At 60.0% G+C, this 12,323-nt stretch carries 12 protein-coding genes; 5 read left to right on the forward strand and 7 right to left on the reverse strand.

Annotated features, from left to right (window positions below):
• Window positions 1-127: 127 nt before the first annotated feature.
• Complete coding sequence (locus tag IEW18_RS09815; RefSeq protein WP_188557660.1) at window positions 128-2,713, forward strand: TonB-dependent receptor; 2,586 nt, start codon at window positions 128-130, stop codon at window positions 2,711-2,713.
• Between the two features lie 188 nt (window positions 2,714-2,901).
• Here IEW18_RS09815 and IEW18_RS09820 read toward each other — a convergent pair whose 3' ends face one another.
• A complete protein-coding gene (locus IEW18_RS09820) occupies window positions 2,902-3,525 on the reverse strand; it encodes a hypothetical protein (RefSeq protein ID WP_188557661.1) in 624 nt (207 codons plus the stop codon).
• 113 nt (window positions 3,526-3,638) lie between these two features.
• On the opposite strand from IEW18_RS09820, the gene IEW18_RS09825 reads away from it, so the two are divergent.
• On the forward strand, window positions 3,639-4,241 hold the full coding sequence (locus IEW18_RS09825; RefSeq protein ID WP_229728676.1) for a nitroreductase family protein: 603 nt from the start codon (window positions 3,639-3,641) through the stop codon (window positions 4,239-4,241).
• A gap of 95 nt (window positions 4,242-4,336) precedes the next feature.
• Entirely contained in the window at window positions 4,337-4,744 is a 408-nt protein-coding gene (locus IEW18_RS09830) for a DoxX family protein (RefSeq protein WP_188557662.1), read from the forward strand.
• A gap of 138 nt (window positions 4,745-4,882) precedes the next feature.
• Here IEW18_RS09830 and IEW18_RS09835 read toward each other — a convergent pair whose 3' ends face one another.
• The 3 genes from IEW18_RS09835 to IEW18_RS09845 all read right to left on the reverse strand — a co-directional run bounded on the left by IEW18_RS09835 (window position 4,883) and on the right by IEW18_RS09845 (window position 7,992).
• Window positions 4,883-5,089: a hypothetical protein gene (locus IEW18_RS09835; protein ID WP_188557663.1), complete on the reverse strand. Its 207-nt coding sequence runs from the start codon at window positions 5,087-5,089 to the stop codon at window positions 4,883-4,885.
• A gap of 93 nt (window positions 5,090-5,182) precedes the next feature.
• Window positions 5,183-6,598: a dihydrolipoamide acetyltransferase family protein gene (locus IEW18_RS09840; protein ID WP_188557664.1), complete on the reverse strand. Its 1,416-nt coding sequence runs from the start codon at window positions 6,596-6,598 to the stop codon at window positions 5,183-5,185.
• Window positions 6,599-6,738: 140 nt separating this feature from the next.
• A complete protein-coding gene (locus IEW18_RS09845; protein ID WP_188557665.1) occupies window positions 6,739-7,992 on the reverse strand; it encodes a competence/damage-inducible protein A in 1,254 nt (417 codons plus the stop codon).
• Between the two features lie 99 nt (window positions 7,993-8,091).
• Here IEW18_RS09845 and IEW18_RS09850 point away from each other — a divergent pair, with 99 nt between their 5' ends.
• Together IEW18_RS09850 and IEW18_RS09855 are read left to right on the forward strand one after the other, a co-directional pair.
• Window positions 8,092-8,937 (forward strand): DUF4197 domain-containing protein, encoded by an 846-nt coding sequence (locus IEW18_RS09850; RefSeq protein ID WP_188557666.1) that lies wholly within the window; start codon window positions 8,092-8,094, stop codon window positions 8,935-8,937.
• A 251-nt stretch (window positions 8,938-9,188) separates the two neighbouring features.
• The gene (locus IEW18_RS09855; RefSeq protein ID WP_188557667.1) at window positions 9,189-9,965 is read left to right on the forward strand and encodes a DUF4197 domain-containing protein; all 777 of its coding nucleotides are present in this window, start codon (window positions 9,189-9,191) and stop codon (window positions 9,963-9,965) included.
• A gap of 163 nt (window positions 9,966-10,128) precedes the next feature.
• On the opposite strand, the gene IEW18_RS09860 is transcribed toward IEW18_RS09855, so the two are convergent.
• The 3 genes from IEW18_RS09860 to lpxA form a co-directional block, all read right to left on the reverse strand.
• Window positions 10,129-10,488: a hypothetical protein gene (locus IEW18_RS09860; protein ID WP_188557668.1), complete on the reverse strand. Its 360-nt coding sequence runs from the start codon at window positions 10,486-10,488 to the stop codon at window positions 10,129-10,131.
• A gap of 246 nt (window positions 10,489-10,734) precedes the next feature.
• Entirely contained in the window at window positions 10,735-11,367 is a 633-nt protein-coding gene (locus IEW18_RS09865; protein WP_188557669.1) for an ABC transporter ATP-binding protein, read from the reverse strand.
• A 105-nt stretch (window positions 11,368-11,472) separates the two neighbouring features.
• Window positions 11,473-12,273 (reverse strand): acyl-ACP--UDP-N-acetylglucosamine O-acyltransferase, encoded by an 801-nt coding sequence (gene lpxA / locus IEW18_RS09870; protein WP_188557670.1) that lies wholly within the window; start codon window positions 12,271-12,273, stop codon window positions 11,473-11,475.
• Window positions 12,274-12,323: the final 50 nt, after the last annotated feature.

Genomic DNA, 12,323 nt, shown 5'->3' on the forward strand with positions numbered 1-12,323 from the left:
GGGGCAGAAACTGGCCGTTTGGTCGGGTTCATTTCAGCAGCTCTCTTGGGTGAGGTAGGTTTGTGCCAGGAAGTGGTAGTACCTGTTTGCTACCCTCTGCCGGGCGTTGCTCTTTCCCCTCACGCATATGAAAAAGCTTTTCTTTCTTATTGTAATAACGAGTAGCGGCCACACGGTGCTGGCCCAGGTGCCCGGGGGCGGCGAGCGGCCCGCCGGGGCTGGTCGGCCCGCTGGTGCGCCGGCAATGACCGCGCCGCAACCTCAGGCCGGCGCTGGCCGCATCACGGGCACCGTTACCGATGCGGGCACTAAGCAGCCCGTGCCCTACGCTACCGTGGCCCTGGTGAACCCAGCCACCGGCAAACCCGTGGATGGCACCGCCGCCGACGACAACGGCAAGTTCACTATTCCGCGCATTGCGGCCGGCACCTACACCGTGCAAATCAGCTTTATCGGTTACAAGCTGGTGGAGAAAACCGGGGTAGTAATTACGGAGGCCGGCAACACCGTGGCCCTGGGCAGCGTGGCCCTGGAGTCGACGGCGCAGGCCCTGGGCGAAGTGCGCGTGGAAGGCCAGCGCAGCCTGGTGGAGGAGAAGGTGGACCGCACGGTGTACAACGCCGAAAAAGACGAAACCACCCGCGGCGGCGACGCTACCGACGTGCTCAAGCGCGTGCCCAACCTTTCCGTGGACCTCGACGGCAACGTGAGCTTGCGCGGCTCCCAGAACATCCGGGTGCTCATCAACAACCGCCCCAGCACCATCTCGGCCAACAGCATTGCCGATGCCCTGAAGCAGATTCCGGCCGACCAGATCAAGACCGTGGAGGTCATTACCTCGCCCTCGGCCAAGTACGACGCCGAAGGCTCGGGCGGTATCATCAACATCGTCACCAAGCAAAACAACCTGCAGGGCTTTACCCTGGACTTGCGCACCAGCGCCGGCCTGCGCAGCTCCGACCTGGGCCTGAACGCCACGTACCGGGTTGGCAAAATGGGCTTCTCGCTGGGCGGCGGCGGCCGGGGCCAGTACAACACGCCCGGCAGCTTCCGCAACGAGCAAACCACCTACGCCATCAGTGGCAACGACATAGCTAACCGCCAGCTGCTTACGCGCACCGTGCAGTCGGCCGATACGCGCCAGCAGAACGTGTTCGGGCGCTACTCCTTGGGCTGGGACTACGACATCAACAAGTACAACTTCCTCTCGGCCTCGGTGCAGCTGGGCCTGCGCAACGGCACCAACTACCAGGACGACCTGGCCTCGCAAACCACGTTCTTCCGGCCCGTGCAGGGCGACTCGCTTACCAACCGCCTCAGCGACGTGAAGGTGCTCGACAACTCCAACACGCTGGACGCGACGCTAAACTACACCCGCACCTTCGAGACGCCCCAGCGCGAACTGAGCCTGCTGGCCCAGTACAGCCGCAACACCCGCACCAACAACTTCACCAACACCACCCTGAGCGGGGACAATGCCGGCGACTACCGCCGCAACCTCAACGACAGCTACAACGAGGAAATCACGCTGCAGGCCGACTACCAGACGCCCCTGAGCAAAACCCAGCTGCTGGAGTTTGGGGCCAAGGACATCATGCGCCGCGTAAACAGCGACTACGCTACCTTCATCAACGGGCAGCAGTTGCCGGGCACCACGCTGTCTAACGTGTTCGACTACAACCAGAACGTAGCGGCGGCCTACCTGTCCTACACCCAGAGCTTCCTGAAAAGCTACACCTTGAAAGCCGGGGCCCGCTACGAGTACACGACCATCACGGCCGACTTCCGCACCGAGAATGCGCCCGCTATTCCGTCGTACGGGGTGCTGGTGCCCAGCGTAAACCTTTCGCGCAAGCTGGCTAACGGTAACGTGCTCAAGGCCGCCTACAACCGCCGCATTCAGCGCCCTTCGCTCCAGTTCTTGAACCCGAATGAGCAGTCGGGCAACTTGCTGCTCTATACCGTGGGTAACCCCGAGCTGGAGCCGGAGAAAACCAACAATTTCGAGTTGGGTTACAGTACCTTCATCAAGCAAACCTCGCTGAACTTCACCGTGTTTGCCCGCAACACCGACGGTTCCATTCAGCCCGTGCGGACCCAGGACGAGGCACGCATCCGAACCAGCTACGACAACATTGGCACTGAAAACGCCTACGGCGGCAGCGTGAATGCCAATGTGAACATCCAGAATAAGCTTACGCTGGGCGGCGGTTTCGATGTGTATTACGCCACCCTCGACAACAATACCGCCGATGTACTGTACGCGGCCAGCAACCAGGGCTGGGTGGCCAGTGGCCGCCTGATGGGTGGCTACACCTTCGCCAAGGGCTGGGGCGTGCAGGCCTTCAGCTTTTACCGGGGCCGGCAGGTGCAGCTGCAAGGCTACCAGGGCGGCTTTGGGGTGTACAGCATGGGCGTGAAAAAGGACTTTGCCGATAAGAAAGGCAGCATCGGCTTCGGGGCCGATAACTTCTTCACGCCCACCAACAAAATCCGCAGCTCTATCACTACCCCCGTGCTCGACCAGTACAGCGTGAACGTGCTGCGCCGTTCCGGCTTCCGCGTGAACCTGAGCTACCGCATCGGCAAGATGAGCATGGCCCAGCCCAAGCGCCGCCGCTCCATCAGCAACGACGACCTGAAGGACGGCGGCGACGGGGGCAACGGCGCCGGCGCCACGCCCGCCCAGGGCCCCAGCGGCGGCCGGCCCTAGTAAGGTTGATTTACCAAACCAAAAAAGGCCTCTTCCGTGCAGGAAGAGGCCTTTTTATTGAGTCCCGCTTTCCTTCTCAGAATAAAGAAAGGAGTTTTTGATCAGCATCTTCCTCCCAGACGAATAGGGAGAGTATCTGAATTTGGCTTCCCAGAAAAGAAGGCCTAGCAAGCGGGTAGGGAAGGAGCCTAGTAGCGGATGTCTACGCGCATCGTGTCCAGGCCGGCTACTGAGTAGGGGATACGATGCTCGGTGGCAGGTACTACCCGGCTTCCATTAAGCTCCCATACGACCACTTGGTTGGGACCCGCCTTGATCATCCGGTAGATAACCGTATCCAGGGGCGGGTGCAGGGTAATGGATCCTTGAAAGCCGCTTACTTTCACATTCACTGCGTCCGTACGTGGAGGAACATCTAGCAGGTGAATACGCACCCACGCCACTGCTTCGACCGGTACGCGCAGGTCTTTATTTTTACGCCCTCCTGTAACCTGCGGGGCACTCTGAAACTCCGTGTCGCCGCGGGAGGACGAGGCCCGCAGGATATAGGACAGGTCCGCATCGGCGTCGAACGAAAAGGAGAACTTGCCTTGTCCGTCCGTGGAGCGCCAGTTTCCTTCGGGGCTGTAGGAGGCGGAAGAGGAGCTGCGCTGGTTAGCGAACAGGCGCACCTGGGCGTTGGCTACCGCCTGCCCGGTCGAGGAATCAACCACTTGCCCCGCTACCGTCGTTTTTCCGCTCTCATCAAACAAGGAGCAGCTCGCGCAGCTAAGGGCAGCGGCAGCCAGCAAAGGCGCTACGAATAGTTTCATAGGGATAAGCTAGGTAGTAAGTAATAAGAGAGAAGCATAGCCAAATTCATGATGGCTACTTAAAAGCAAAGCAAGTAAGGCAAAACAGTAGAACTCTCTTTTCTTTTGTAAGCATGATGAATCAAGCCGAAACTACCCTAAGCGCCGCGCAGGTCACCCAACTGATCCGGGGGCGGCGGAGCATGCAGCCGGTGCTGTTTGAGCCGGGCCGCGTGGTGCCCGACGAGCTGGTGCGGGAGCTGCTGGAAAACGCCACCTGGGCGCCCACCCACAAACGTACCGAGCCCTGGCACTTCGTGGTATTTGCCGGAGCCGGCCGCCAGAAGCTGGCCACTTTTCAGGTGGGGCTCTACCGGGCCACTGCGGGTGAGAACGTCGAGGCCAGCAAGCTGGAAAAGCTCACCACTAATCCCTTGCTCAGCTCCCACGTTATTGCCATTGGGCTGAAGCGCAACCCCGAAGTGCCGGAAGTAGAGGAGGTTGCGGCCGTAGCCTGTGCCGTGCAAAACCTGCACCTGTCCGCCGTAGCGCACGGGCTGGCGGGTTTCTGGAGCAGCGGGGGCGTTACGTACCAAGAGCAAGCCAAACCCTTCTTCGGCCTCGGCCCGGCTGACCAGCTGTTGGGGTTCTTCTATCTGGGCTACCCCAAGCCAGGCGCTACCGCCCGCAGTACCCGCCGCCCCCTACCTGAAAAAGTAACCTGGGTACTGGAGTAGCTCCCGCGTTTACCTAGCCTCAACAGCAGCTCGTTGTATCCCGGCGAGCTGCTTTTGCGTTGGCAGGGTAGTACTCACTCTTTTACCTATATAGTATGGCAACTTTTTTCCTCTCGCCCTGGTCGGCCCGGCTGCTCAGCGTCCTGCGCATCGTTGCGGGGCTGCTGATGTTGTTTCACGGTAGCCAGAAGCTCTTCAACTGGCCCCCTTCCGACCACGGCGGCGGGGCCAGCGGCCTGATGCTGGTGGCCGGCATCCTGGAATTTGGCGGCGGCCTGCTGCTGGTTATCGGCTTGTTTACCCGGCCCGTGGCCTTCATCCTCTCCGGCCTGATGGCCGTAGCCTACTTCATGGCCCACGCGCCCCAAGGGCTCCTACCCATCGTGAACCAAGGCGAATTGGCCGTGCTCTACTGCTTTGTGTACCTGTACCTAGCAGCGGCCGGCCCCGGCCCCTGGAGCGTTGATGCAGCCCGCAGCCGGAACGTTGGTCCGGTAGTGTAAGCTGCGCAGGAAAGCAACAGTAGGAAAGCCACTAAAAAAGGCAATCCGCGGCCGGAAGAATCTAGGGTGAACCGTTTACCGATTTAACCCAGATTCCTCCTGCCTCGGATTGCCTTTTTTTGTGGCCTCAGAGTTGAGCTAGTCCGTAATCTTCAGGCTATCGGGTACGGGGCCACGGGTGGCTTGTACCAGTTGGTTCTGCAGCTGGAAATTTACTTGCTCGCAATCAGCGAAGCGCTTCTGCGACATTTCCAGCGCCGTTTCCGTGGTGCGCAGGCGTTGGTAGAGGAAGATGATCAGGCCCAGGGCAATCAGCAGGGCAATGAGCGGCAGCGTTTTATTCATACAGAACAGCAAGGGCTAAAAAAGCGGAGGGCTGATTATCAAGGCGAACCAGCGCCCTAATAACCAACCCTCAGCGGTTCTCATTTCACCACGTTAGATGGTGGTATTCGGGTCGAATTGCTCCAGGTAGTCGGCTACCCGGCGCACGAACATGCCGCCCAGCGAACCATCTACCACGCGGTGGTCGTAGGAGTGGGACAGGAACATGAAGTGACGCACGCCAATCAGGTCGCCCTGGGGCGTTTCAATCACGGCGGGCTTCTTCTTGATGGCGCCCACGGCCATGATGGCTACCTGGGGCTGCATGATGATGGGCGTGCCCATCACGTTGCCGAAAGAACCTACGTTCGATACCGTGTAGGTGCCGCCTTCCAGGTCCTCGGGCTTGAGCTTGTTGGCCCGGGCGCGGTTGGCCAGGTCGTTTACCTTTTTGCTCAGGCCGTTCAGGTTCAGCTGGTCGGCGTTGTGAATTACGGGCACGATGAGGTTGCCCGAGGGCAGGGCCACGGCCACGCCCACGTTTATGTCGCGCTTCTTGATGATGTAGTCGCCCTCAATTGAGACGTTGATCATCGGGAAATCCTGGATGGCACGGGCAATGGCCTGGATGAAGATGGGCGTGAAGGTCAGGTTTTCGCCTTCGCGCTTCTTGTAGGCGTCCTTGTGCTTGTTGCGCCAGTTCACGAGGTCCGTCACGTCGGCCTCCACGAAGGAGGTAACGTGGGGAGAAATCCGCTTGGAGTCGACCATGCGCTGGGCAATCATCTTGCGCATGCGGTCCATTTCCAGCAGCTCTTGGTTGCCACTGATGGAAGGTACGGCCTTGGTAGCGGGGGTAGGCGCCGCCGCTTGTGGGGCCGGAGCAGCCTGCGGTGCGGGAGCTGCAGCCGGCGCCGGCGCGGCTTGCGCTACGGGTGCAGGGGCCGGCGACTGGGCAGCCGGAGTAGCGGCGGCCGGCTGAGCCAAGGATTTCTTGCCGCCGGCAACGTAATCGAGAATATCCTTCTTGGTAACACGGCCTTCGCTGCCAGTGCCGGGCAGATACTCCAGATCAGCCATGGAAATGCCTTCCTCGCGGGCAATGCTGAGCACAAGCGGGGAGTAGAAGCGGCCGGCCTGGGGCTGGGCGGCTACGGCCTGCGCGGGGTTGGCCTGCGGGTCGCCGGCTTCGGGCAGGTAGGGAACTTCGGGGGCGGGCTTGTTGGCCCCGTTCACGGAAGGAGCGGGAATTTCGGCGCTGGCAGTTGGGGCCGCCGTGGCACTGGCGGCGTCGGTTTCGATAATGGCAATGGGGGCACCCACGGCCACTACCTGTCCTTCCTGCACCAGGATTTCCTGGAGGATGCCCGCGTGGAGGGCCGGCACTTCGGTGTCCACCTTGTCGGTGGCTACTTCCAGCACCGACTCATCCTGGTCAATGGAGTCGCCTACTTGTTTAAGCCATTTCAGGACGGTGCCTTCCATGATGGATTCGCCCATCTTGGGCATCGTCATTTCCACTCGTGCCATGCGGTTGGGGTAGTTAGGAAAAAGGGTGGGGTGGGTTTGGAGCCCCAAAGGTAAGTGAAGTTGTGAAAGGTAAAGTTGGGAAATAGTGAGTTGCTGTTGTAGCGGCGCCATTCGCGCAAACTGAACAGCAACTCCCCGTTTCACACCTTCACCACTTCATGCCGGAGCATATTCAGGGCCATGGTGGTAGTATATTCCACGTTCAGCTGGCGGCCGCGGTTGAAGCTGATCTGCCGGGTGACGGTGCGGTGGGCATCGGCATACGCAATGCAGATGGTGCCCACCGGCTTGTCGGGCGTGCCGCCATCGGGGCCGGCAATACCGCTGGTAGCCAGGGCCACATCTACCCCCAACTGGCGGCGCAGGCCTTCCGCCATTTCGGCCACGGTAGCTTCGCTCACGGCTCCGTGAGCAGCCAGCGTTGCAGGCTTTACGCCCAGCTCCCGCATCTTGATGTCGTTGGAGTAGGCAATGACGCTCCCCTGAAAATAGCGCGAGCTGCCGGGAATGCTGGTGAGGCGGTGAGCCAGCAGGCCCCCGGTGCAGCTTTCGGCAGTGCCCACCGTCAGGCCACGCTCCTGCAGCAACTGCCCCACGGCTTCCTCCAGCTTAATTTCCCCGATGGCAAAAATATGCTCGCCTAGCAGCTCCCGCAGGGCTGGCAGCAGAGCTTCCATCCGGGCCCGGAGGTTGGGCTGGCCATCGTCGTGGCCGGTCAGGCGCAGGCGCACTCCACCCAGGTAGGGTAGGTAGGCCAGCTTCACGTTTGGGGGGAGGGCTGCTTCCCACTGCTCGATTTGCTGGGCCAGGAAGGACTCACCCAAGCCTACGGTCTGGACTACTACGTGCTCAATGGCAGGGGTCTGGAAGTGCTGCTGCAGGCGCGGCAGCACCTCGTGGGTCATCAGGTATTTCATTTCGTGGGGTACGCCGGGCATACTCACGAACACGGTGCCCTGGTCCTCGAACCACATGCCGGGCGCGGTACCCACTTCGTTAAACAGCACCTGACAGGCCGCCGGCACCAAGGCTTGTTGCCGGTTTACTTCGAGCATCGGGCGGTTGAAGCGCCGAAAAATTCCTTCCACGTGCTCCAAGGTAGGCGCGTGCAGCACGAGCTCCGAGTTGAAATAGCGAGCCAGCACGTGCTTGGTCAAATCGTCCTTGGTGGGGCCCAGGCCGCCGGTCATCAGCACCACTTGGGCGCGCTGCCGGGCTTGGTCCAGAGCGGCTACAATTTCATCGGCCCGGTCCGAGACGCTGGTAATCTGGCGCACGCGCAGCCCCAACTTGCCTAGTTCCTGGCCCATAAAGGCCGAATTCGTGTCGATGACCTGCCCGTACAGCAGCTCGTCGCCAATAGTCATGATTTCAACGTCGGGAATAAGGGGCATAGGGCGGAGCGTTAGGAGGAGTGCCGGATTTGGCGCAATATTGGCAACCCGTCGGCTAACAACGCCACAACGGCCGTCGGGTTTACTTCTTTTTGTCTTATGACTCTGTTCCGCACCTTGGCCCTCGGCCTCACACTTACCCTGGCCGCCGGGCAACTGGCCGTAGCCCAAACCAAAACCCCGGCGAAAAAGACGACCTCAACGGCCAAAAAAACCACCACCGTTAAGAAAACCACGCCGGCGAAAAAGACGACGACGGCCCCCAAAACAACCACCACCAAAACCACAGCTACTAAAACCACTACGGTTGCTACCCCCGCGGCCCCGGTCAAGGCTCCCCTTACTGCCGACGAGGCCACCGGCGGCCTGCGCGAAGCCCTGAGCCAAGGCGTAACGCGCGCCGTAGCCCAAGCCGGCGAAACCGACGGCTTCAATGGCAACGCCGATATCCGCATTCCGTTTCCGCCCGAAGCCGAGCTAATAGCTGCTACCCTGCGCAAGGTGCGGGCCGGCGCGCTGGTGGATAACTTTGAGGTGGCCCTGAACCGCGCTGCCGAAACGGCTTCCACCCAGGCTAAGCCCATCTTCCTGAATGCGGTGCAAAACCTCAGCCTGCAAGATGCCCTTACGCTGGCCACCAGCAAAGAAAGCGACGCGGCCACCACGCTGCTCTACGAAAAGACGGCCGCCGACCTGCGCACGGCTTTCCAGCCTACCGTGCAGCAGTCACTGGAAAAGACCGGCGCCATTAAGCTGTACGCCGAAATGGTGGCCCGCTACAACAAAATTCCCCTTGTCACGCCGCTTAACCCGCAACTGGTACCCTACGCCACCGAGAAAACCGTGGACGGCCTGTTTGCCCTCATTGCGGCTGAGGAAGGCCGCATCCGCCAGAACCCCGCCGCCCAGGGCAGTGCCCTGCTCAAGCGCGTATTTGGCAAGTAGGAGTAGGAGTGAGTAAACTAAGCTGGGTGTCTGGTAGCACATAGCTAATTAACCGAACGTCCTGCAGAGGCGGAGCCGAAGCATCTTGCTTGAATCGTTGGGCTAGCAACGCAACAATTCAAGCGAGATGCTTCGGCTCCGCCTCGGCAGGACGTACATTTTATTCACCATCTCCCTATCTCACCATCTGCTGCAAACTGGTCCGGTTTCTGCCAAGTAGTGTGCAGCCTCTTACTTGCTTTTTTGCCGCCATGAACTTCCGCCGTTTTCTTGTTCTGCCCGTGGTCCTGCTGGGCCTGCACACTACCGCTTCGGCCCAACTGCGTTTGCCCAAGCTGGGTGATATTCTCAAAACCACGATTCCGGCCCCTTCTACTACTACTACCACGTCCGCTAAAACGGGTAGCACGGGCAGTATCAGCCAGGATGAGGCTGCCCGCGGCCTGAAAGAAGCCCTGACCCAGGGCATCAGCAAGGGCGCCGACCAAGCCTCCAAGCAGGACGGCTTCTACCTCAATAAGCTAATTCGGATTCCTTTTCCGCCCGATGCCCAGCGCGTGGCCAACACCTTGCGCTCTATCGGCCTTGGTAGCCAAGTCGATAAGTTTGAGCTGACGCTGAACCGGGGCGCCGAGGATGCGGCCAAAAGTGCCAAACCCATCTTCCTGACGGCCATCAAAAGCCTTACTTTCAAGGATGTGTGGGGAATTCTGACGGGGGAGAAGAACGCCGCCACCAACTACCTCAAGCGCACGACCACCGAGCAACTCACGGTTGCCTTCAAACCCATCGTGCAGAAAAGCCTCGACCAGGTAGGCGCTACCCGCTACTACACCGACCTCACCACGCGCTACAACCGCATTCCGCTGGTTACTCCCGTGCAGACTGACCTGAACCAGTACGCTACCGGCAAAGCCATCGACGGGCTGTTTACCCTTATTGCCCAGGAAGAAGCCAACATCCGGGAAAACCCACTAGCCCGCGGCACGGAGCTGCTTCGTCGGGTTTTTGGAAGCAAACAAGGGTAATGGACTGATATACCGACTGTTGACGAGCTGTGTGCTGCTGAATGGGGTAGAAAAGCAAAAGGCCCGCTTTCCGAGAATGGAAAGCGGGCCTTTTGCTTGAAAGGAAGTGGATGGCTACCTGTTGTTTACTGCATCAGCACATCACCACCTCTGCCTCGGCGCGTTAGTAGTCGTCGTAGTCGGAGTTGCGGCGGCTGTTGCGGGAGCTGCCGGCGCTGCCGTACTCGTCGTTTTCGTCGTCGGAGAAGTCATCGTCATCCAGGTCGTCCAGAGAGCTGAAGCTGGTGCTACCGTCGGGGTCTTCGGTGGCTTCGGCCGTGGCGAATTCGTCTTCCGTCATGCTGGCCAGGTCCAGGGCCTCGTCGTGGGAGGAGCCCGTGTCGCGCCACATCAAATAATCGGCGTACTTGGCCGAAAGCTGGTCTTCGGGGTTGCCGCGCGTTTTGCTGCCACCAGTGGTGGCGAAGTCATCTAGCTCGTCATCATCGAAGAGGTCGTCGTCGAGGTCGTCGTGTTGTCTCATGGCCTTGCTAGGGGCGGTAAGGGTGAAAAATTCAGGTGAAAGGGCGCGGCTGCGTTTCAGTTGCGAAGATACGCGAGGAGTAGCAGGGAAGGTTGCAGTAGGGGCAGCCGCCGGGGGCAGCATAAGGAACTACTGGTCGGTTGCTGTCCAGTTCCCGACGTCACAGTTCCCGAAAAACCGCCCAGGTAGGTACCATTCGCACTCTACCCTAGTTCCCTAAACTACGCAGATGCCGGTGAAAAGCCGTTAGCGCGCAGCTTTAGCCCCAAAATCAGTTATCAGCAAGTGCTCCTGGCAGAAGTCGTATTCTTCCGGCACGTTGCTGGAAACCAGCACCGTGCGCCCTGGCAGTGTGGCGCGTACATGCTCCAGGTACCAGTCCACGCCGGTGCGGTCCAGGTTGGTAGTCGGTTCATCGAGCAGTAGCAACGGGGTAGCCGCGTACAGGGCCAGGGCCAGCTTCAGGCGCTGCTTCATCCCGGAGGAGAAGTCGCGCACCAGCTTATGGCGCGACTTCTCCAAATACATCAGCGTGATAAGCTGCTCCGTCGTTAGGCCGGGCCGCAGGGGCTTAAAGCGGGTATGAAACCGAATCTGCTCCGTTAGGGTCAGTTCCTCAATCAGCTCCAGGTAGGGAGCCGCGTAAGCCAGCAGCGGGGGCACGTCCTCCACGGCAATGGCCCGGCCCGCGTGTTCGTACGCCAGCGTCCCGGAGGTAGGCAAAATCTGCCCCGACAGCGTGTTGAGTAGGGTGCTTTTGCCCGCCCCGTTGGGCCCCAGAATGGCCGTAGCCGTGCCGGGGCGGAAGGTGTGGGTCAGGTCCCGGAAAATCCATTCCCGGGCAAAGCGCTTGCCCAACCCGGCGGCGGTAATCTGCATGGTGTCGCGCTTAGAAAGAAGAGCTTAGGGCTCAGAAGCCGTTCTAACAGCGTTTGCGTCAGAACAACCTCTAAGCCCTAAGCTCTTCAGGTATCACTTTTGTTGTTACTCGCTGTTGCCGTTGCCGTTGCGGGAGTAGCCTTTAATCACGCCCCGGCCCGAGTTGCGGATAAAGTTTACTACCTCGTCGCGCTCCGGGGAGGGGGCCAGCTCCAACTCAATCTGGTCGAGGGCGGCGGCGTTGTTGAGGCCACTCAGAAACAGCAGGCGGTAGAGCTGCTGGATTTCGGCAATTTTCTGGTCGGAGAAACCCCGGCGTCGCAGCCCAATGCTGTTGATGCCCACGTAGGTAAGTGGCTCGCGGCCCGCCTTCACGAAGGGCGGCACGTCTTTGCGGATTAAGGAGCCGCCCGAAATCATGGCATGCTGACCGATGTGCACAAACTGGTGAATGGCCGAGGAGCCGCCCACAATGGCGTAATCCCCGATTTCAACGTGGCCCGCTACTTGCACCGTGTTAGCCAGAATGCAGTTGTTGCCAATCACGCAGTCGTGGGCCACGTGCACGTAGGCCATGAGCAGGCAGTTGGCGCCCACCACGGTTTTGAGCTTGTCCACGGTACCGCGGTTCACCGTCACGCACTCCCGGATAACGGTATTGTCGCCGATGTACACGGTGGTTTTCTCGCCGGCAAACTTCAGATCCTGGGGCTGGGCAGCAATAACGGCGCCCGGGAAAATCTTGCAGTTCTTGCCAATGCGGGCCCCGGCCATGATCGTGACGTTGGGTCCAATCCAGGTGCCTTCCCCGATTTCCACATCCTGATCAATGGTCGTGAAGGGTTCCACAACCACGTTCTGGGCTATTTTGGCTTCGGGGTGAATATAGGCGAGCGGCTGGTTCATTCTTTTCAATTAAAAATTGAGAATTAAAAAGCAATGGGAGAAGAGAATGG

Source organism: Hymenobacter glacieicola, assembly GCF_014640315.1.
GTDB classification, from domain to species: domain Bacteria; phylum Bacteroidota; class Bacteroidia; order Cytophagales; family Hymenobacteraceae; genus Hymenobacter; species Hymenobacter glacieicola.